The following is a 20397-nucleotide window of genomic DNA, read 5'->3' on the forward strand; positions in this document are numbered from 1 at the left end:
GCGCGATTATGAAAGGAGATTTAACCCGGGGACCTGTGATGAAAACCATGTTGATTTTTGCAGTTCCCATGATCTTAGGCAATCTGCTGCAGCAGTGCTATAATGTTGCGGATACACTCATTGTGGGACGTTTTCTGGGGCCGGATGCGCTGGCCGCAGTGGGCTCCTCGTTTACTCTTATGACGTTTCTTACATCGATCCTCCTGGGGCTTTGTATGGGAAGCAGCGCTGTCTTTTCCATACGGTTTGGGCAAAAGGACTTTGACGGTCTGAAAGACAGTATTTTTACGTCCTTTCTGCTCATTGCGGCGATCTGTGCTGTGCTTAATCTGGCTGCCTTTTTAAGCATTGGATGGATTCTTCTGCTTTTAAAAGTACCGGAGGAAATACAGGGACTGATGCGGGATTATTTGATGGTTATTTTCAGCGGTATTACGGCAGTGTTTCTCTATAATTACTTCTCCTGTCTTTTGCGCGCCATTGGCAATTCCGTTATCCCACTGGTGTTTTTAGCGTTTTCCGCTGTGATGAATATCGGTCTGGATCTCTGGTTCGTGCTGGGGCTTAAACAGGGTGTTGCCGGAGCTGCGGAAGCTACCGTCATATCCCAGTACGTTTCGGGAATCGGAATTGCCGTGTATTCCTGGTTTGCCTGCCCCTGGCTGCGCATTGGGCGGGAGCACTGCCGGATTCGTCTTTCCTGCTTAAAAGAGATTGCCGGATTTTCGGTGCTGACGTGTGTCCAGCAGTCTGTCATGAATCTTGGAATCCTGATGGTACAGGGACTGGTCAACAGCTTCGGTACCACCGTGATGGCGGCGTTCGCGGTGGCTGTGAAGATTGACTCGTTTGCCTACATGCCGGTTCAGGATTTTGGCAATGCATTTTCTTCTTTTATCGCCCAGAATTTCGGCGCAGGCAGGAAAGACCGCATCCATGCCGGATTTCGGGGAGCGGTCTTAGTCTCCCTCCTGTTCTGTCTCATAATTTCCGCCGTTATCTGGATGTTTGCGCGGCCGCTGATGCTTCTGTTTGTCAATGAGCAGGAGACGGCAATCATTGCGGAGGGAATCCGCTATCTTCATATTGAAGGCGCTTTTTACTGCGGCATTGGCTGTCTGTTCCTGCTGTACGGACTTTACCGCGCGCTGGGAAGGCCCGGGATGTCTGTGGTTCTTACGGTTATTTCGCTGGGAACGCGCGTCGCGCTCGCCTATATCCTGTCTTCCATACCGGAGATCGGTGTCGTCGGTATCTGGTGGTCCGTACCGATCGGCTGGATTCTGGCGGATGCGGCTGGATTCGTTTATTTTATCCGCCGCAGACGGCTGCTTCTTTAAACAGGCTGCTTCCTGCCGTGTTTTTGCTTTCCTGCTGCCTTGACCAGTTCATACCAGAACACGGAAGCCGCGGAGGTGAAAAAAGCCGTCAGCAGCCGGATACCGGTTAAGGGAGCCAGCTTTAAAAACGAATGAACGGGGCTGTAGAGACTGGCACCCAGAAGCAGCAGAGTCAGGGCAGCCGCCAGCAGCATGACACGGTCGCGTGCCAGTTTACGGGCCGAACGCCAGGCGCTGTCGCACTCCGATGAGTTGACCAGTACGAGAAATAAATTTCCCAGAATTACGATGGCAAGCCCCATGGAACGTGCCTGAGGCGCCGCCTCTCCCCGCCGGAGCATCAGATAATAGCTTCCGAAGGAGGCTGCGAAAAGGACAAGACCCTGAATCACGCTTTTCGTCAGGGAAGAGAGAGTAATGAGCTTCTCCGACCGTTTTCGCGGCGGCCTGCACATGACGCATGATTCGGCTGGCTGACGCTCCAGAATCACCGAACAGGTCGGATCAATCATCAGCTCCATTAATACAATGTGCACAGGCAGGAACATGAGATCCTGAGGAACAATCCCCAGGACGGAAGCCACCAGGGAGGCCAGGGCAATGGGAATATGGATGGTGAAGATATAGCCTACCGCCTTTCGGATATTGTCGTAAATTCTCCTTCCGTCCCGCACGGTTTCAACGATCGTGTGAAAGTTGTCATCCATCAGGATTAAATCGGCCGCCTCTCTGGACACCTCGCTTCCGCGCTTTCCCATGGCGATTCCAATGTCCGCATATTTCAGCGCTGGGGCGTCATTGACTCCGTCTCCGGTCATGGCGGCGATCTCCCCATTATCTTTTAAGGCCTGAACGATCCGCATTTTGTGTTCCGGTATGACCCGCGCAAAGATGGAACTTGATGTTACCGCCTGCCGGAGCTCTTCGTCTGTCATTCGGTCCAGCATCTCACCGGTGATACTGCCGCCTTCACAGTCAATTCCGGTCTGGGCAGCGATGGCCGCAGCGGTGAAACCGCTGTCCCCGGTTATCATGACAATGCGGATTCCTGCTTTCCGGCAGAGGGCGATATCCTCTTTTATGCCTTCACGGGGCGGATCATAAAGTCCTGAAAGCCCTGAAAACACCAGGCTGCATTCTTCCAGTGATTCCGGGATTTTTTCATTCGGAGAAAGCTCTGCCGACGCCATGGCAATGACCCGGAGCCCCCGGCCTGACAGCTCTTCGATCTTTTCTTCCACGGTCTTTCTATCCTCAGCGGAAATGGTACAGAGAGAAAGAACCGCCTCCGGAGACCCTTTTGCGGCGATGATCCGCTTCTCTTCCAACTCCCAGACGTGCCCCATTCTCCTGGTTTCGCTGGTAAACGCGTATTCCTTCAGCAGTATGCCGCTAAAGAGTGCTTCTTTTGGGAAACCTGATTGATCACAGAATTCCAGCATGGCTTTTTCCATCGGGTCATACGCCTCAGTCTCACAGGCCAGCCCCATGAGCCGCGCCAGCCCATCGCTGTCTGTTTTCCAGGGCCACAGCTCCTTCACTTCCATATGGTTCTTTGTTATGGTTCCTGTCTTATCCACACAGAGTACGGAGACCGCTCCCAGCGTCTCTACCGACGGCAGACGGCGCACCAGGGAATGCTTCCTGGCAAGCCGCCAGGCACCCATGGAGAGGAATACTGTGAGCACTACAGGGAATTCCTCCGGTATCATGGCCATCGCCAGGGTGACGCCCGACAAAATACTTTTGATCAGCCGCTCCTGAAACGGATAACCGGAGAGGTTGCCGTAGGTAAATGCGCTGACAAGAAGAAACAGGAGCGCAGCGATGCCGGCACAGACCGTAACCAGACTCTTCGTCTGTTTTTGAAGCGGAGTCAGCACCTTTTCGGCCTGAAGGACACGGCTTCCCGCCTTTCCATATTCGGTGGCTGTGCCTGTCTGTTCCACCAGAACCAGTGCATTGCCCTGTATAACCAGTGTGCCTGCATAGCAGAAGTCCTTCTTCCAGTACCCCTCTCCCTCTTCCTCCGCCCGGGCAGGAACGGTATCGGAAGGCCGGGCGTGTTTCCAGACCCGGATGGGTTCGCCGGTCAGAGACGACTCATCCACACAAAAATCGCTGCTGGATAAGATAACGCCGTCGGCCGGGATCTTAACTCCCTCACAGAGTACCATAATATCCCCCGGTACCAGCTCCGTGCTGACAATCTCCTTCCTGGTTCCGTCACGGAGCACGGTGATACGGGGGGCAGACAGATTTTTAAGGGCCCGCAGAGTACGGTCCGTTTTCCATTCCTGCGCCACATCGATGGTGATCATACCGGTAACAAACAGGAGCATCACGGCTCCGTCCCGGGGTTCCCCCAGAATAAAGTAAATAACCGACGCGACCATGAGCAGGAGAAACATGGGCTCAGCCATGACGCAGAGCGCTTTCTTAAAAAAGCTTTCCTTCTTTTGCGGAGTCAGTTCATTTCTTCCGTATTGTTCCAACAGCTTTTGTGCCCCGGCGGTTGTAAGGCCCTCCGGGATTCCATTTTTTCCAGTGTCCATAAGGAACCTCCCTAATAAAAACTAAAAAGCGCACCTGTGGAACATACTACTGTCCCACAGATGCGCCTGATACCCATCTGCTGCCGCCGAAGCGGCCCGGCTTCATGTCGCATGATCAGACATTGCCTGCTCAGTTTGTACTGTTGATCCCGCATCCTTTCAGATGGAATGCAGTGCAAAGAGATTATCTTATGTTATCTTATGAAGGAGGCCGGAAAATGTGACACCGCAAATTTTCTTACATAACAGGGAACTATCCACATGATATAAAACAGGCAGAGTATGCCTTCTGCTATCGCACACTCTGCCTGTTGACTGCTGTTCTTTATTCTGTATCCTGTTTCCTTAAATGATGCGTTTACTTAAAAGAGTGAAAGAAATCCTTCAAATCCTGCTTCGTCTCCGTGGTGAGCTCTGCTTTCTTTATGCCGAGTATGGCTCCTTCCAGCGAATACAGGCGATGAAGACAGGCCGTATCGTCCATGGCCTTGATTTTTAACCAGGCCTGGCGGCTTCCGATTTCTTTTAATTCCTCGTAAGTTGTGATACCTGCCTGATTTAACTGTTCCTCCAATACTTTGCCGATATTCGGCAGCTTCGCCAGTTCTCCCATAAAGAATCCTCCTTTACCGCTCTGCGAATTTTTCTACAATCTTTAACAGAAGCTCTACCACCTTTTCCATGGACTGTACCGGGATAAACTCATACTTCCCATGGAAGTTATGACCGCCGGTGCAGAGATTCGGACACGGAAGGCCCATGTAGGAAAGACGTGCGCCGTCCGTGCCTCCGCGGATCGGAGTGACGATCGGTTCGATGCCGGTCTCTTCCATGGCTGCTTTTGCAATGTCGATCAGATAGATATGCGGCTCGATAATCGCCTTCATGTTGCGGTAGCTTTCCTTCAGTTCCAGTTCTACGGTCCCTTTTCCGTATCTCTCATTTAAGTAGGCAGCGACCCGGGTAATAAATTCCTTCTTTTCTGCAAATTTTTTCTCATCAAAGTCGCGGATAATATAGTCTAAATGAGCCTCTTCCACAGATCCGGTCATCGTGTCCAAATGGAAAAATCCTTCATACCCTTCCGTATACATGGGATTTTCAAAAACCGGGAGCATGTTGTGGAATTCCATGGCCATAAGAATCGCATTTCTCATCTTACCCTTGGAGGAACCGGGATGAATGCTGGAACCGTGAATGTTTACTTTTGCCGATGCGGCGTTGAAGTTCTCATACTCCAGTTCACCTAAAGCACCGCCGTCTACCGTATATGCAGCATCCGCCGCAAAGCCGGCCACATCAAATAAATCGGCGCCGTGCCCCACTTCCTCATCCGGTGTGAAGCCGATGCGGATGGTTCCATGCGGAATCTCGGGATGGGCCAGAAGGTATTCCGCCATCGCCATGATCTCAGCCACGCCGGCCTTGTCATCCGCACCGAGAAGTGTGGTTCCGTCTGTGGTGATAATGTCCTGCCCCCTGTAGTTTAAAAGATCCGGAAAATCCGCGGTCTTCATGGTAAGTCCGGTCTTCTGGTTCATCAGAATATCGCCGCCGTCATACTGTTTCACTATCTGAGGGCGTACACCGGCGCCTGAGTAAGCCGGCGCCGTATCCATATGAGCGATAAAACCGAGCACCGGAACCTTCTTGTCCATGGTAGCCGGTATGGTAGCGTATACGTAGGAGTTCTGATCCACACGCACGTCCTGCGCATGCATGGCGCGCAGTTCTTCTGCCAGCACCTCCGCTAAGACACGCTGCTTTTCCGTACTCGGAATAACTTCCACATCTTCCTTCGACTGTGTATCGTAGGATATATACTTTAAAAAGTGATTTAATACTTCTGACATCATTCATGTCCTCCTTTATCGATTTGCCAGTTCCCGCGTAATATCCTCCCAGGTTACGCCCTTATCCGCCATCAGAACCATCATGTGGTACAGGAAATCAGAAATCTCGTACTTTACCTCCTCCGGATCGGGATTCTTGGCGGCGATGACGATCTCTGTCGCCTCTTCCCCCAGCTTTTTCAGAATCTTGTCAATGCCCTTATCAAACAGATAATTGGTATAGGAGCCTTCCTTCGGATTCTCCTTCCGGTCGAGGATAACGGCAAAAACATCTTCAAATACCTTCAGCGGATTCGTCTCCTGATACTCCTTTTTGACCAGCGTCTGGAAGAAACAGCTGCGTGCGCCCGTATGGCAGGCGGCCCCGATCTGATTGACCTTTGCCAGCATGGTATCGTTGTCGCAGTCCAGGGAGAGAGATTTCACATACTGGTAATGGCCGGAAGTCTCCCCCTTCAGCCACAGGCTTCTGCGGCTTCGGCTGTAATAGGTCATGAGTCCGCTGTGAAGTGTCGCCTCAAAGGATTCCTCATTCATATAAGCCAGCATTAAAACCTCTGAGGTTCTGTAATCCTGAACAATCACAGGGATAAGTCCGTCGGAGTTCAGCTTAAAGTCTTTCCATGCCACGGTGCTTTCAAACGTATCGGCCGGGATTCCGGCTGCTTTTAACTTCTGTTTCAATTCCATACAGGAAGCGGATGACCCGGTCATGGAGGTAATGACGCCGGAAACACGGCCGGAAGCCATCAGGGCGGCGAGCGTCACAGCGTCAGGCCGGTCTGATGAAAGGAGAAAGATCTCCTCCTTCTCCTCTAACCGCGCCATCTCCTCCTGTGAAGGGCAGGCAGTCCCCAGAATCATGACAGAAGCGCCCAGCTGGCTGTATTCCGCCGTCCGGTCCAGATAAGAAAAATCCGGCAGCCAGGCGTAGATCTTGTCGTCACCGAACCGGTTGGAAGCCTCCTTCATGAGATCTACATTTTCATCCACGTCTGCATTGAGAAATACGGCCTTTGCACCTGCATAGAGGTATTTTTTTACATCCTCAAGCCTCCGGACCCGTCCGCCGGTAATCACCGGGACGTCGGCTGTCCGGGCAATCTCTTTGATCAGGCCGATGGTGCGCTCGTGATCCTCATCCGTCTCGGCCATATCATAGAGAAACAGTTCATCGGCGCCGCTGTCACCGTAATACCGGGAAAGTGTGAGAACGTCATCTTCACAGCAGCCCTGGCCCCACAGCCGGACTGCCTTTCCCTCACGGATCCCGAATCCCGGAATCACCTTTTTATATTCTTTCATAACGTTATTCTCCTTTTTCAATCCCTTCGAATGCGCTCACTGCTTCCTTCAGATTGATTCTGTTTTCATACAGAGCTTTTCCAATGATGGCGCCCTTTACCCCCGCCTCATGAAGCCGTTTTAAATCGTCCATGGACGACATGCCGCCGGAAGCGATGATATCCATGCCGGTTTCCTCGGTAAGGGCTCTTGTGGCCTCCACGTTGGGGCCTGTAAGCATTCCATCCCTGGAGATATCGGTATAGACGACATGGCGGACGCCGTACTCCTTCATCTGTCCGCATAAGTCCGAGGCGGTGATTTCACTGAGCTTCTCCCAGCCCTCGACAGCCACCAGGCCGTTCTTCGCATCCACACCGGCAACAATCCGGTCTGCGCCGAACCGGAGCACTGCGTCCCGGAGAAACAGCGGGTTTTCTACCGCCTTGGTGCCGATGATCACCCGGCTTACGCCTAAGTCCAGCATGCGTTCTATGGCCTCTTCTGAACGGATGCCGCCTCCGATCTCCACAGGCATGGAGACGGCGGAAACGATCCGGCGTATGGCTTCTTCATTAACCGAATAACCGGCCAGTGCGCCGTCCAAATCCACCAGATGCAAAAAAGTGGCTCCCTGCGATTCCCAGTACGCCGCCACCTTTTCCGGTGAGTCGGAATATACGGTAATTTCTTTAAACTTTCCCTGCTTTAAGCGGACACACTGTCCGTTCTTCATATCAATTGCCGGATATAACTGCATAATGTTCTCCTTGTATCTTAGCATAGATAATTTTCTCTTCCAGGACTTTTTTCAACCGGTTCAGCCACGAAATCCGATCCGGTTTTTTATGACCCGAAGACAGCAGAATATGGGCCGCCCCATCCCCGGTAACCGCTATGAGGAAGCCTCCTGTCTCTTCGATGGAAGTAATTCGTGCATAAGGAATGATATCAAACTGGTAATTCCCCGTAATCACATAGTCCGCTGTTACGTAGATCCGGGAACGCGGTTCGAATTCCGAGGCACCGGCAAGCTGACGTACGGCTGTCTGCATCTCTTCTTCGCTCAGGACAGACATTCTTTTCTGTTCCCGCTTTTTCTGCACTGCAAATCGCCGGCATTCGGAAAATCCGGTGACGAAAAATACAACCGGAAGAAAGAATACCAGAAGTGTTCCGTACCACGGCAGCTTTTTTAACCACGTCTGTTTCGCTGAATCCAGATAGCAGGAAGCCACCGTCTGTTTAAACTCATTCCGTTCCATGGGAGCCAGTCCCCACATGGTCTGATAGAATTCCAGCGCATAGTCGTAAATATCCGTATTTTCAATGGATACCGACCGGCCGCGTATGGTAACCGGTTCCGGAATTTCTGTGATTCCGGGATTGTGGGTGTATTCCACAAGCGCCCGGCATTCCTCCGGAAGCTCTCCCGTAAAAAGAACCATGACCGGCTCCATCATCAGTCCGTATCCCCAGTAAAACGTCTGTTTATCATCCTGTGTGCTGGCAAACGGTCCCGCCAGCAGCTGGATGTCAACAGAGCAGTCCCTGCTTTCCTGAAAGGCGTTAAACGGTTCCGGAGCCGTATTCCTGGTATGGATTCCATCATACCAGGCCAGCAGGGAAAAGGCAATGATAAAGGCAGCCGCGGCAGACAGACACGCGATCCCTGTCAGAAGGCGTCCGATCCGGAAACGAAGCCGTCCGATCCGCCTCATACCCTCCTGCATCTCCAATTGGTCTTCCATGGTCACAGCGTTCCTTTCGTGGATAATACGTCCGTGATCCTGGAATCCGTCTGCGTCGCCTCGTCAAGAGCCTTTGCAAACGCCTTAAACATCCCCTCGATGATGTGGTGGTTGTTTTCCCCTGAAAGCTTTCTGATGTGGAGATTCATTTCTGCCGCACAGGAAATGGCGTAAAAGAACTCCTTCACCATCTCGGTCTCCAGCTGTCCCACACGCTCGGCCGTGAACGCCGCGTCGAACACAAAGTAGGGGCGGCCTGATAAATCGACGGCACAGAGAATCAGGGATTCATCCATGGGTAGAATCATGTTCCCGTACCGTTTTAAGGATTTCTTGCTGCCAACCGCCTCCTTGATGGCGGTTCCCAGCACGATCCCCGTATCCTCGATGGTATGGTGGGTGTCCACCTCCAAATCTCCCTTCACCTCCACTTCCAGATCAAACAGACCGTGGCGTGCGAAGCTGTTCAGCATGTGATCAAAGAAACCGATTCCTGTCTGTACCGTGGCTTTGCCTGTTCCGTCCAGGTTAAGCTTCAGCCGGATATCCGTTTCGTTTGTCACCCTTGCTATTTCCGCTGTTCTTCCCATATCCTAGTCCTCTCTTGTCTTTTCAAATCTGACCCTGACAGAATTGGCGTGGGCGGTCAGCTGTTCCGCCTCCGCAAACGCCTCGATATCCTCATGGATGGCCTCCAGGGCGTCCTTGGAATAGTAAATAATGCTGGACTTCTTCACGAAATCATCCACATTCAGCGGGGAGAAAAACTTGGCCGTTCCGTTGGTCGGAAGCACGTGGTTCGGACCCGCGAAGTAATCCCCAAGCGGTTCGGAGCTGTATTCGCCAATGAAGATGGCGCCTGCATTCTTCACACGCGTCATGTCTTCAAACGGATTCTTTGTCACGATCTCCAGATGCTCCGGAGCGATCTCATTGACCGTTTCAATGGCATCAGCCATGGTGTCAGCCACCAGGATGTATCCGTAATTATCCAGTGATTTTTGAATGATTTCGGAGCGGGAAAGCTCCTTTGTAAAGCGCTCCGTCTCTTCTGACACCCTCTCTGCCAGCTCCATGCTGGTGGTCACCAGAATCGCGGAAGCCAGTTCATCGTGCTCCGCCTGAGATAAGAGATCCGCTGCTACAAAACGGGGGTTGGCACTCTCATCCGCCAGCACCAGGATTTCACTGGGGCCTGCGATGCTGTCGATGCTGACATGGCCATAGACCGCCTTCTTCGCCAGCGCGACGAAGATATTGCCCGGGCCTACGATCTTATTGACGCGCGGGATGGATTCTGTCCCGAATGCAAGTGCTGCAATGGCCTGGGCGCCGCCTACCTTATAGACTTCAGTTGCCCCGGCAAGATGGGCCGCGGTAAGCGTCACGGGATTGACCTTTCCATCTCTGCCCGGAGGGGTTACCATGACGATTTTTTCGACGCCTGCAACCTCTGCGGGAATGATGTTCATAAGAACGGAGGACGGATACGCCGCCTTGCCGCCTGGAACGTAGACCCCGACACTGGAAAGGGCTGTGATCTTCTGTCCCAGAATCGTTCCGTCCGGTTTGCTGTCGAACCAGCTGTAGGTCTTCTGCTTCTCATGGAATGCCCGGATATTCTTCATGGACCGCTTCATGACTTCTAAAAGGCCCGGTTCCACCGCCCTCATGGCCTCTTTAATCTCTTCCTCCGTCACGCGGATGGTCGAAGCGTCAATCACGGCATGGTCAAACTGTTCTGTATAGGAAAATACGGCCGCATCGCGGTCACGCTTTACCGTGTCCACAATCTCCTGGACCGTATCTGAATAAGCGGTATAATTGTTCGGGTCCCGCTTTAACAAATCTGCGAGAATATCCTTTCTGGACGCTTCGTCTAACGCAACAATTCTCATCTGTTTTCCTCCTGGCTTGTATATGGGTATTTGATCAGTCCGCTGACTGCAGGTAATTCCTCAAATCATGGATCAGCCGGGTAATCCGGTCGTTTTCCCGTTTCATGCTCACCTGGTTGACCACCATGCGGGCGGACAGCGGGCAGATTTCCTCCAGCACCGCCAGACCGTTTTCCTTCAGCGTCGTTCCCGTCTCCACAATGTCCACAATGACCTCGGACAGTCCGACGATGGGAGCCAGCTCGATGGAACCGTTCAGCTTGATGATCTCCACAGTCTGATGTTTTTTGTTATAAAAGTAATCCTTTGCAATGGCCGGATATTTGGTGGCCACCCGGATCCTTTCATGATGCTTTAAAAGCTCTTCCGCCTCTTTCGGGCCGCAGACACACATGCGGCAGTTTCCCAGCCCCAGATTCATTACCTCATAGAGCTTCCGGCCCTCCTCCAGGATTGTATCCTTTCCGACCACGCCGATATCGGCGGCGCCGTACTCCACATAGGTGGGCACATCGCTTGCCTTGGCCAGGAAAAAGCGCATCCCCAGCTCCTCGTTTGTAAAGATCAGCTTCCGGGAGCTTTTATCCCGCATCTCTTCACACGTGATTCCTATTTTTTCCAGCAGATCAAGCGACTGTTCTGCCAGACGGCCCTTTGCCAGGGCAAATGTCAAATATCTCATGTCATCCCTCATTTTAAGTATTCAGACAGCGGCACCTCATCCGTCCGGTTTAAGTTCAAATTCACGATCTTTACAGAAAAGCCCTTCTCATCCAGATACAGCAGGTTGGTAATGGTGGTGCGTGCCGCATACAACTGATAGGCTTCCAGCGTCCGCCCCGCTTTCTTAAGCTGAAGCTGAACCGGTATGGAGGTATCGCGGAAATGCTTTGCCAGCTGAATCGCCTGTTCCCTGGACTCCGGTTCGAAGAGAATCATGGTGCCCACTACCCGGACCGGTGTATCGATCTTCTGCCTCGATAAAGCCAGCATTAAGTCGTCCACTGAGATTCCGAAGCCTACAGCCGGCGCGTCCTTGCCGAACTGGACGAGAAGCTTGTCATATCGTCCGCCGTTTACGATATAGTCGCCGGTTCCGTAGGTATAAGCCTTGAAAATGATTCCGGTGTAATACTGATACTGGCTCAGCATTCCGAGATCATAGGAAACGTATTCCGATAAGTCATAGTATTCCAGAATCCGGTTGACCTCCTCTAACCGGTCAATTGCCCGCAGGGCCCGCGGATTCCTGGTAAATTCTCTGGCGGCCTGGATCTCCTCTAAAGAACCGAACAACTCAGGAAGCTTTAAGAATGCCTCCTTTAGCTCCTGGGGAATGGGCTGTTCCATCACCAGCTCCTCCACGCCGAAATAGTTCTTGTTCTCAATCAGTTCACGGAGTCTCTCTTCCATCTCTTCATCCATGCCCGCTTCCTCCAGAAGGCCGCGGAAAAAATCGACTTCGCCCAGTTCCACCTGGAATTCTGTGAGCCCCGCCGCCTTCAGAGCCCGGATGACCATGGCGAGAATCTCGGCGTCTGCGTCGGAGGAGTCGTCTCCAATCAGCTCCACACCGGTCTGCGCCGCTTCCTTGAGCCGTCCCTGGTAGCTGGTGTTGTTGATAAAGGTGCGTTCCAGATAGCAGAGGCGAAGAGGCATATCCTCCTCTGTAAAATACTTGGTCACACATCTGGCGATGGCCGGCGTCTCGTCGGGCCGGAGCACCAGGGTATGGTTATCCCTGTCGAAAAACTTAAACATTTCCCTGGCTTTTACGCTTCCGCGGGATTCGTTAAAAATATCAAAGAATTCAAAGGTCGGCGTTTCAATATCCTGATATCCGTACAGATGAAAAACCTCCAGGATCCTGTTCTGGATCGCTGCCTTCCGGGTGCATTCCACTCCGTAAATGTCCCGGACGCCATCCGGCGTATGTAATAATTTGTTTGCCATAACTTCCTCCGAACGTTGCTGTTCATTACTTTCGCATGGTAAAGTGCTACCATGATAACGTGTAGTTTATTATAAGGGACACTGCTCCTCTTGTCAATCTCTTCTGTCCAAATCTTTCTGAATCATCTCCAGATAGTGGACAAAGATGTCTCTGCAGCTGCGTATCTGCCAGGACTTATCCACTTCCTCATAGGTGAAGCTTTTGCGTCCGCCTTCCTCCATTCTGGTCCAGAAACGGTCAATTTCATCGAAAGGAAGGTAATAGACCTCATTTTTCACCGTATAGGACAGAATAATGAAGGAAATACCGCCCTGCTCCTCAAATTCCCTCATGAAGGCAATCTGATGCGGGTGGATATTATGCAAGGGAAACGTCTCCACGGCGCATTCCTTGGCGTCAAAGCAGACGGGAATTCCCTGTACGGCGCCGATGTAGTCTACCGTACTCTTCTGATCGAAATAGGCCAGTGTGATGTGGCGGCTTTCCTTGTCGATGGAAATGGGGGTGATCGGAGTCGGCACCTTCTGGATTAAGGCCAGCTTCTTCTCACGGTAGCTGTCGTTGCTGCGGTTGATGAAATCTTCCAGTGTGGAGCCCCGCAGGCCCCTGGTATTCCATGTTCCCATAGCCTAACTCCAATCCCGGCATATTTTCCGGAAGGTCTGCGGAAGAGGCGCCGAAAAGGTTTTACCGGAAAGATAAGCAAGCGGTTCCGGCAGCTCCGGAAAGGTGACGGTACAGGAATGAAGCATCTGTGACCGGATATTCCAGCGCTTTTTCGCTTCCTCATTGACCGCACTGCTGCCGTATTTGAAATCACCGAGAATGGGATGGCCGATGGAGGCCAAATGCGCCCGGATCTGATGCGTCCGCCCCGTAATCAGCTTGACGCTTAACAGGGTGCAGCCTTCTGCCTGGCCCAGCGGTTCGTATTCCGTCATGACAGGAACACTTCCCTCCACTTCCGCAGCGGTTATGGTCACCTGGTTTGTGACGCTGTCTTTCTTTAAAAAGCCGGTGATGACCTGTTTATCCGTCACACTGCCCTTTACCACGCACCGGTAGTACTTATGCAGGCTTCTGTCTTTAAACACCGCCGACATGATCTGAAGCCCCGGCAGCGACTTGCCGGCGACGACGAGCCCGCTGGTGTTCCTGTCCAGGCGGTTGCAGACCGAGGGGCGGAAGCTCTTTAACTGCTCTGTGGATAACTGTCCGCTGGATACCAGGTAATCGATGATGTATTCCACCAGGGACTCATCGGTGTCCTTCGCCTTCTGGGAAAGCATGCCGGAAGGCTTGTTGACCAGAAGAATATGGTCATCCTCGTAAATGATCTGCAGATTTACCTTTTTGACTTCCTGCAGCGTATGGACGGAAAATTTACCGATGGTCTCATCGGAAAAGAACAGCCTGACCTCGTCTCCCGTGACAAGCTTTTCCGAACCGTCGCACTTTTTCCCGTTCAGCGTGATGTTTTTCTTGCGCATCATCTTATACAGGAATCCCTTACCGGCCAGATTCAAGTATTTGGCCAGCAGCTTATCGAGCCGCTGGCCCGATTCATTTTCAGTAACAATGAGAGAACGCATCTTTCAATTCCCCTTACATGGATAAATTTTTAAGCAGCCGGAGTGTATAATCCACGCTGCCGTCATCCTCGTATTCCTCCGCCGGCTTCAGACTCTCCAGCCGGTGGAAAAACGCCTTTTCATCGAGAATGATCTTCACGCCTGAATCCAGCTTGTGGCCTGCAAAGATCTCTTTCAAACACTTTTCCGCTTTTGCAGTATCTAACTTCGGCGCTGTACAGTAAAGAAACACGCCGCCCGGATGAACGATGGCCGCATCGGCCGGGATGATGGTGTCTCTGGTCGTGATGATTAAGTCGTACAGAATGGAAAAACGTCCCTCATAACCTGCCACTCTCCGGTGAAAATCCTCGGAGGGCGTCTTATAACGCCAGCCTGCCAGAAGCGGGGAAGCCACGTTGGCCGTGGGAAGAACGGAAAGGATCGCCATGACCGTCAGAATATTCTTCCAGGCCGTGCTGTCCACAAAATTTCTGGCGGCCAGCTGGACAATGATCATGGCCGCACCGAAGGCGACCTTGCCTGTCTCCGCTTTTTTATGATGATTCCGGTATCCATACTGTCCCTTGTCGTATTTTTTCACAGTAGTCATTCCTTTTTATCGGTATAGTTTTCAGAGCGCTTTCATGATTCTTAAGATCATGCCGTGAGGCATAATCTTGCAGAGAAGATGAAACGCCTTCATGGAAATGCCGTAGACCGACACCGTTCGTCCCATCATACTGTCGCGGATGGCCTTCTTTACCACTCGCCTCGGATCTGCCATGACGATCCGCTTATAGACAGGAATCTCACCCGTAGTCTCCGCGATGTCGAAAAATTCCGTCTTAACCGGGCCGGGGCATACCGCGGTCACGTAGATGCCGCGAGGCTTCAGTTCCTCATTCAGGGCCCGGCTATAGCTGAGTACGAAAGACTTTGTGGCCGCATAGATGGCAAAATCCGGCTGCGGCAGAAAGGAGGCTGAGGAGGCCAGCTGAATGATCCGGCTGTTACCGGAAAGGTAGGGAAGCACCATATGGGTCACGACACAGAGTGCTTTGCAGTTTAAATCCACCATTCCGGCTTCATCAGCGAGATTGATGGAGCCTACAGGGCCGATCTTTCCAAAACCGGCGGAGTTGATCAGCCATTTGACATCGGGATTCTCTTCTTCCAGTGCATACTGAAATTCCATCAGTTCCTTCTGGTCTGTTAAATCCACGGCAAAAAGACGTAAATGTACGGGAACCGTGGATACCAGCTCTTTCAGCCTGTCTCTGCGTCTGGCAATGACCCAGATTTCATCGATTCCGTTAAAACGGTCCGCCAGCTGCCTGACAAATTCTCTTCCCATTCCGGAGGAGGCTCCTGTTACAACTGCAATCTTCATAAAAATCCCTTCTTTTCTTTTTATTTTTTAACCTTTTTATGAACGTTTCTAATGGTCTTTTTCTTTCCTGTCCGCTTGTCATCCCGCTGTTTTCCCGGACCTTTACTTCCTGCTGCCTGCCCGCTTCCCGGTTTTGTGCCTCCGCCGTATGCGCCGCCGCCCGAGTATCTGGGACGGATCAGGCATTTCTTGTCATATCCGATTAGGTCGGTTCGGCCTGCCTTCTTTAACGCCTCCTCCACCAGATCGTAATTCTTTGGATTGCGGTACTGGATGAGCGCTCTCTGCATGGCTTTTTCATGGGGATTCGTAGGAACATAGACCTTTTCCATGGTACGCGGGTCGTATCCGGTATAATACATACAGGTGGATATGGTAGAGGGAGTTGGATAAAAATCCTGCACCTGTTCCGGCATGTAACCTAAGTCCCTTAAATATTCGGCCAGCTCGATGGCCTCAGGCAGGCCGGAGCCTGGATGGGAGGACATCAGATACGGGACGAGATACTGTTTCATGCCCAGCTGCGCGTTCATATCCTTATATTCCTTGACAAACTGGCGGTATACCTTATTCTGCGGTTTGCCCATACGGCTTAACACCTTGTCCGCCACATGCTCCGGAGCCACCTTTAACTGGCCGCTGACATGATACTGGCACAGCTCCTTTAAGAACTTCCGGCTGGGGTCTGCCAGTACGTAGTCAAACCGGATGCCGGAACGGATGAAGACCTTTTTCACCTTTGGCAGAGAACGGAGCTTCCGGAGCAGTTCGATATAGTCGGAATGATCCGCCTTTAAATTCCTGCACGGTTCCGGGAACAGACACTGGCGGCCGGGACAGGCGCCCTTGGTCAGCTGCTTCTCGCAGGCAGGCGAGCGGAAATCGGCCGTAGGCCCGCCTACATCGTGAATATATCCTTTAAAGTCGGGTTCCTCCGTCAGAAGCTTCGCCTCTGCCACCAGCGATTCATGGCTTCTCACCTGAATGATCCGGCCCTGATGAAAGGTCAGCGCACAGAAGCTGCAGGCTCCGAAACAGCCGCGGTTGCTGATCAGGCTGAATTTAATCTCCCGTATGGCGGGAACTCCGCCTGCCTCCTCGTAGGAGGGATGGTAGTTTCTCATATACGGAAGATCGTAAACGGCATCCATCTCCTCTGTTGTCAATGGCTTGGAAGGGGGATTCTGAACAACGTATAAATTGTCCTGGTACGGCTCTACAAGACGTTTTCCGATAAAGGGGTCCGTGTTGCTGTACTGGATATAATAACTTCTGGCGTATTCCAGTTTATCCGCCTTCATGGCGCTGTAGGAGGGCAGAGTCAGCGCATCGTAGACGCTGTCTAAACTGCTGGTTTTGTATACCGTTCCATCAATAAAAGTAATGTCCCTGACATCGATCCCGCTGTTTAACGCATCGGCAATCTCGACGACAGACCGCTCTCCCATTCCATAGGAGATCAAATCCGCCTGGGAGTCGATCAGAATCGAATGCTTTAAGCGGTCCGACCAGTAATCGTAGTGGGCCAGGCGCCGTAAGCTGGCTTCAATGCCGCCGATAACAATGGGAATCCGTTTATATACGCTGCGGATCAGATTGCAGTAGACAATGGTCGCGTAATCCGGGCGTTTTCCCATAACGCCGCCCGGGGTATAGGAATCCTGCTGTCTTCTCTTTTTGGAAACGGAATAGTGGTTTACCATGGAGTCCATGTTTCCGCCGGATACAAAGAAACCCAGCCGGGGCTCTCCCAGCACCCGGATGCTCTCCGGATCTTTCCAGTCCGGCTGGGCGATGATTCCCACCCTGTATCCGTGGGCCTCCAGAAGCCGGGTAATGATGGCATGTCCGAAGGATGGATGGTCCACATAGGCGTCGCCGCTCACATAGACAAAGTCACATTGGTTCCAGCCGCGGATGTTCATTTCCGCGCGGTTCATTGGCAGATAATCGTGTATCATAGAGCAGCTCCATTTCTGTTTATAATATCGTAATAATCACGGATAAAATAGTCGGCCAGACTTTTCTTCTCCGCTTCCATATGTCTGGAGAATTCATCAGCCACGGCACATACCGTCATGCCGGCCCGTTTTCCGGCCAGAATTCCGGCAGGGACATCCTCGAAAACGAGACAATCCTCCGGAATGACGCCCAGGCGGTCCGCGACATTCAGATAGATATCAGGCGCCGGTTTTCCGGCAGCCACCTCGCAGGCTGTGGCGATAACGTTAAAATACTCTCCGATCTTCAGGGAATCGATCACCGCATCCACCATCTCTCTTCCATTGCTGGTGGCAATACCGGCCGCGATGCCCCTGGCCCTTAAATGCTCCAGGAACTCACGGGCGCCGGCTTTTAACGGCACGTGGCAGCGGTATTTTTCGATGGACATATCCCGCCAGATAGCCTTGATGTCTTCGATGGATTCTCTCAGTCCGAACCGGTCTTTAAAGTAGACGGCAGTCTCGGAAAAACTCATCCCCTCGATCTCCTTCTGAAGCTCCGGGGGACAGTCATGTCCGTAATTTTTAAGGAACTCGATGTCGATGTCCTTCCACATCCACATGGAGTCCACCAGCGTTCCATCCAGGTCGAATATGACCGCTTTCGTTTCTTCTATCATCATTCCTGCTCCTGATCTGTCTTATTTAGTAATTCCAGTTCCTCACGGGTCAGCGGCCGGTACTCTCCCGGCTTTAGTGTCTCGTCGAGCGTAAGCGTCCCCATGGATAGTCTCTTTAAGTATACCACATGACACCCCAGTGTTTCAAACATCCGTTTTACCTGATGAAATTTTCCTTCATGAATCGTAAGGCGGATCTCGGACAACTCCCCGCAGCCCCCGCGGCGCACGAGTTCCAAATCGGCGGGAAGCGTCTCCGTTCCATCGGAAAGGGTCAGGCCAGCCGCCATGCGCTCCTTCGCGTCTTCTGGGAGCATTCCCTCTATTTTGGCGTAATAGACCTTATCCACATGCTTTTTCGGTGAGAGCAGACGATGGGCCAAATCTCCGTCATTGGTTATCAGGAGCAGGCCCTCGGTGTCGATATCGAGGCGGCCCACGGGAAACAAGTCATCCCGCATCCTGCCGGTAATCAGATCCAGAACCGTCCTGTGCCGTCTGTCTTCCGTTGCGGAGACGACGCCCTCCGGTTTATGGAGCATGTAATATTCGTACTCTGCATAGGCCACGATCCGCCCATCCACGGCGACCGCATCGGAAGAGGGGGAAATCTTCCGATCACTCTTTTTCTCTGTCACACTGTTGACCGTGATGCGTCCCTTTCTTGCCATCTCTTTGATCTGGCTTCTCGTCCCCTGGCCCATCTCAGTTAAGTATTTATCCAGTCTCATAAGTTCCTTCATCACATCCACCGCCATCCCGGATAATATTTATTCTTAAGTGCCATGCCCGTTCCCTTTGCAAAGCCCAGAGGGCTGCCATCCACGCAGACGAGGCACCAGCCTTTGACCGGTCCTTCTTCCGGAGCCAGGGAGATGGTTTCCCCCTTTAAGTACCGGATGACACGGTCGTCCTCCCTGTTCCAGGAGATGGTCCGGCGAAATTCATCCGCCTTCAGGGTCATGGCGAGAGCCTGTCCCGGTTCAAACCGTCTGTTTTTCAGTTCTCCAAGCAGAAGCCCCGTTCTCAGATAACGGAGTTCCTTTGCCGGAACGAAATCCTCCGGCAGATAGTAGACAGAATCATTTTTAATCATGATTCTGGAAGGATCAAATTCACGGTCGATCAGGGAGAGAAACTCTGTGAGCTCCGCCGGAAGGGGCGCTGCCTTTCTGCTTTGAAGTCCGTTTAAAAGGGCGACTGTCCGCTGCCTCTCCGAACCGCCTTTTTTATGCAGCAGCGCCATAAAATGCCCTTCTCCCTTAATCTTATGAGGGAACAGGCGGAGGCAGCCGTTAAGCCCGATTCCGTCAGACGCCCCTTCGAACAGAGGGAGCTTTACCAGCTCCATCTCCTCGTGGCGGTTCAGGATATGGCAGATGATCTCCTCATCCTCACAGCGGGAAAAGGTGCAGGTGGAATAAAGCAGCAGACCGCCCGGAGCCAGCATGCGGACTGCCTGGTCCGTGATCTCCTTCTGAATCCTGCTGTAATACTCCGGCCCGTGCTCTTCGTAGCTTTTAACCATATCCTCGTCCTTGCGGAACATGCCTTCTCCGGAACACGGCGCGTCAATTAAGATTTTATCGAACCATGGTCCGAATACACCTGCCAGCTTATCAGGCGTCTCGCTGGTGACGCAGATATTGGCGATCCCCCAGAGTTCCAGGTTTTTAAGCAGGGCCTTTGCCCTGGAATTGCTGATATCGTTGGAGATGAGGACGCCTTTCCCCGCCAGCTTAACCCCCAGTTCCGTGCTCTTTCCTCCGGGCGCCGCGCATAAGTCCAGGACCCGGTCTCCCGGCTCCACGGGCAGCAGCATGGCCGGCGTCATGGCACTGGGCTCCTGCAGGTAATAGAGGCCGGCATAATAGTAAGGATCCTTGGCCGGGCGTTTTGTCCCCTCATAACAAAAGCCGTTAGGAATCCAGGGAATCTTCTTTAAATCCCAGGGGACCAGTTCCGGAAATGCTTCCGGCGAGGTCTTTGCCGTATTGACCCGCAGTCCGTACAGCCGCTCCTCGTCAAAGCTTTTTAGATAGGCGGAAAATTCCTCTTCCCCCAGTAAGTCTCGCATTCTGTTTAAGTACTCTTCCGAAAGTTTCAATTCGCTCACGTGTGCAACTCCTGTCTTTCTCTATGGCATAGCGTGTCAGAATCATGATCATACACTAT

At 52.3% G+C, this 20397-nt stretch carries 19 protein-coding genes and 1 riboswitch; of the genes, 1 reads left to right on the forward strand and 18 read right to left on the reverse strand.

Going from position 1 to position 20397, the window contains the following annotated elements; genetic code table 11:
• Nucleotides 1-8: 8 nt before the first annotated feature.
• Nucleotides 9-1340 (forward strand): MATE family efflux transporter, encoded by a 1332-nt coding sequence (locus NE473_RS01275; RefSeq protein ID WP_055648918.1) that lies wholly within the window; start codon nt 9-11, stop codon nt 1338-1340.
• Here the strand turns inward: NE473_RS01275 and NE473_RS01280 are convergent.
• The 18 genes from NE473_RS01280 to NE473_RS01365 form a co-directional block, all read right to left on the reverse strand.
• Entirely contained in the window at nt 1337-3895 is a 2559-nt protein-coding gene (locus NE473_RS01280) for a cation-translocating P-type ATPase (RefSeq protein WP_055648919.1), read from the reverse strand. The two genes, NE473_RS01275 and NE473_RS01280, sit on opposite strands and share 4 nt — an antisense overlap.
• Nucleotides 3896-3942: 47 nt before the next feature.
• Nucleotides 3943-4039, reverse strand: a riboswitch (NiCo riboswitch).
• A gap of 214 nt (nt 4040-4253) precedes the next feature.
• Nucleotides 4254-4508, reverse strand: a complete 255-nt coding sequence (locus NE473_RS01285) for a TfoX/Sxy family protein (protein WP_006776811.1) — start codon at nt 4506-4508, stop codon at nt 4254-4256.
• Between the two features lie 13 nt (nt 4509-4521).
• Nucleotides 4522-5748, reverse strand: a complete 1227-nt coding sequence (gene pepT / locus NE473_RS01290; protein WP_155521555.1) for a peptidase T — start codon at nt 5746-5748, stop codon at nt 4522-4524.
• A 15-nt stretch (nt 5749-5763) separates the two neighbouring features.
• Complete coding sequence (gene hisIE / locus NE473_RS01295) at nt 5764-7053, reverse strand: bifunctional phosphoribosyl-AMP cyclohydrolase/phosphoribosyl-ATP diphosphatase HisIE (protein WP_055648921.1); 1290 nt, start codon at nt 7051-7053, stop codon at nt 5764-5766.
• Between the two features lie 4 nt (nt 7054-7057).
• Entirely contained in the window at nt 7058-7792 is a 735-nt protein-coding gene (hisA, locus tag NE473_RS01300; RefSeq protein ID WP_055648922.1) for a 1-(5-phosphoribosyl)-5-[(5-phosphoribosylamino)methylideneamino]imidazole-4-carboxamide isomerase, read from the reverse strand.
• Complete coding sequence (locus tag NE473_RS01305) at nt 7770-8783, reverse strand: hypothetical protein (RefSeq protein ID WP_055648923.1); 1014 nt, start codon at nt 8781-8783, stop codon at nt 7770-7772. Before NE473_RS01305 ends, hisA begins: the two co-directional genes overlap by 23 nt.
• A 2-nt stretch (nt 8784-8785) precedes the next feature.
• Nucleotides 8786-9373 carry an imidazoleglycerol-phosphate dehydratase HisB gene (gene hisB / locus NE473_RS01310; RefSeq protein ID WP_022032489.1) on the reverse strand — a complete coding sequence of 196 codons (588 nt, stop codon included), beginning with the start codon at nt 9371-9373 and terminating at the stop codon, nt 8786-8788.
• Between the two features lie 3 nt (nt 9374-9376).
• Nucleotides 9377-10681, reverse strand: coding sequence for a histidinol dehydrogenase (hisD, locus tag NE473_RS01315; RefSeq protein ID WP_055648924.1), 1305 nt, complete (start codon nt 10679-10681; stop codon nt 9377-9379).
• 34 nt (nt 10682-10715) lie between these two features.
• Complete coding sequence (gene hisG, locus NE473_RS01320) at nt 10716-11363, reverse strand: ATP phosphoribosyltransferase (protein WP_022032487.1); 648 nt, start codon at nt 11361-11363, stop codon at nt 10716-10718.
• A gap of 8 nt (nt 11364-11371) precedes the next feature.
• Nucleotides 11372-12634: an ATP phosphoribosyltransferase regulatory subunit gene (hisZ, locus tag NE473_RS01325; protein ID WP_022032486.1), complete on the reverse strand. Its 1263-nt coding sequence runs from the start codon at nt 12632-12634 to the stop codon at nt 11372-11374.
• Nucleotides 12635-12727: 93 nt separating this feature from the next.
• On the reverse strand, nt 12728-13261 hold the full coding sequence (locus NE473_RS01330; protein ID WP_055648925.1) for a Holliday junction resolvase RecU: 534 nt from the start codon (nt 13259-13261) through the stop codon (nt 12728-12730).
• A 3-nt stretch (nt 13262-13264) separates the two neighbouring features.
• On the reverse strand, nt 13265-14227 hold the full coding sequence (locus tag NE473_RS01335) for an RluA family pseudouridine synthase (protein WP_055648926.1): 963 nt from the start codon (nt 14225-14227) through the stop codon (nt 13265-13267).
• Nucleotides 14228-14240: 13 nt separating this feature from the next.
• Complete coding sequence (locus tag NE473_RS01340) at nt 14241-14819, reverse strand: hypothetical protein (protein WP_006776293.1); 579 nt, start codon at nt 14817-14819, stop codon at nt 14241-14243.
• A gap of 21 nt (nt 14820-14840) precedes the next feature.
• The gene (locus NE473_RS01345; protein WP_006776294.1) at nt 14841-15599 is read right to left on the reverse strand and encodes an SDR family NAD(P)-dependent oxidoreductase; all 759 of its coding nucleotides are present in this window, start codon (nt 15597-15599) and stop codon (nt 14841-14843) included.
• Nucleotides 15600-15619: 20 nt separating this feature from the next.
• Complete coding sequence (locus NE473_RS01350; protein WP_022032483.1) at nt 15620-17560, reverse strand: YgiQ family radical SAM protein; 1941 nt, start codon at nt 17558-17560, stop codon at nt 15620-15622.
• The gene (locus NE473_RS01355; protein ID WP_006776297.1) at nt 17557-18225 is read right to left on the reverse strand and encodes an HAD family hydrolase; all 669 of its coding nucleotides are present in this window, start codon (nt 18223-18225) and stop codon (nt 17557-17559) included. Before NE473_RS01355 ends, NE473_RS01350 begins: the two co-directional genes overlap by 4 nt.
• On the reverse strand, nt 18222-18965 hold the full coding sequence (locus NE473_RS01360) for a pseudouridine synthase (RefSeq protein ID WP_022032482.1): 744 nt from the start codon (nt 18963-18965) through the stop codon (nt 18222-18224). The genes NE473_RS01355 and NE473_RS01360 overlap by 4 nt, the downstream gene beginning before the upstream one ends.
• On the reverse strand, nt 18965-20338 hold the full coding sequence (locus NE473_RS01365; protein ID WP_081034779.1) for an RsmF rRNA methyltransferase first C-terminal domain-containing protein: 1374 nt from the start codon (nt 20336-20338) through the stop codon (nt 18965-18967). Before NE473_RS01365 ends, NE473_RS01360 begins: the two co-directional genes overlap by 1 nt.
• Nucleotides 20339-20397 lie beyond the last annotated feature (59 nt).

Origin of the sequence: Hungatella sp. SL.1.14 (genome assembly GCF_024460495.1) — a bacterium.
GTDB lineage: Bacteria > Bacillota > Clostridia > Lachnospirales > Lachnospiraceae > Hungatella > Hungatella hathewayi.

Coding starts and splice junctions, on each gene's coding strand:
- NE473_RS01360 (WP_022032482.1), bottom strand. CDS start 18,965: ATGAAGGAACTTATGAGACTGGATAAATACTTAACTGAGATGGGCCAG.
- NE473_RS01305 (WP_055648923.1), bottom strand. CDS start 8,783: ATGGAAGACCAATTGGAGATGCAGGAGGGTATGAGGCGGATCGGACGG.
- NE473_RS01355 (WP_006776297.1), bottom strand. CDS start 18,225: ATGATGATAGAAGAAACGAAAGCGGTCATATTCGACCTGGATGGAACG.
- NE473_RS01275 (WP_055648918.1), top strand. CDS start 9: ATGAAAGGAGATTTAACCCGGGGACCTGTGATGAAAACCATGTTGATT.
- NE473_RS01285 (WP_006776811.1), bottom strand. CDS start 4,508: ATGGGAGAACTGGCGAAGCTGCCGAATATCGGCAAAGTATTGGAGGAA.
- hisA (WP_055648922.1), bottom strand. CDS start 7,792: ATGCAGTTATATCCGGCAATTGATATGAAGAACGGACAGTGTGTCCGC.
- hisD (WP_055648924.1), bottom strand. CDS start 10,681: ATGAGAATTGTTGCGTTAGACGAAGCGTCCAGAAAGGATATTCTCGCA.
- NE473_RS01335 (WP_055648926.1), bottom strand. CDS start 14,227: ATGCGTTCTCTCATTGTTACTGAAAATGAATCGGGCCAGCGGCTCGAT.
- NE473_RS01340 (WP_006776293.1), bottom strand. CDS start 14,819: ATGACTACTGTGAAAAAATACGACAAGGGACAGTATGGATACCGGAAT.
- hisB (WP_022032489.1), bottom strand. CDS start 9,373: ATGGGAAGAACAGCGGAAATAGCAAGGGTGACAAACGAAACGGATATC.
- NE473_RS01330 (WP_055648925.1), bottom strand. CDS start 13,261: ATGGGAACATGGAATACCAGGGGCCTGCGGGGCTCCACACTGGAAGAT.
- hisZ (WP_022032486.1), bottom strand. CDS start 12,634: ATGGCAAACAAATTATTACATACGCCGGATGGCGTCCGGGACATTTAC.
- NE473_RS01350 (WP_022032483.1), bottom strand. CDS start 17,560: ATGATACACGATTATCTGCCAATGAACCGCGCGGAAATGAACATCCGC.
- NE473_RS01280 (WP_055648919.1), bottom strand. CDS start 3,895: ATGGACACTGGAAAAAATGGAATCCCGGAGGGCCTTACAACCGCCGGG.
- hisG (WP_022032487.1), bottom strand. CDS start 11,363: ATGAGATATTTGACATTTGCCCTGGCAAAGGGCCGTCTGGCAGAACAG.
- NE473_RS01345 (WP_006776294.1), bottom strand. CDS start 15,599: ATGAAGATTGCAGTTGTAACAGGAGCCTCCTCCGGAATGGGAAGAGAA.
- pepT (WP_155521555.1), bottom strand. CDS start 5,748: ATGTCAGAAGTATTAAATCACTTTTTAAAGTATATATCCTACGATACA.
- hisIE (WP_055648921.1), bottom strand. CDS start 7,053: ATGAAAGAATATAAAAAGGTGATTCCGGGATTCGGGATCCGTGAGGGA.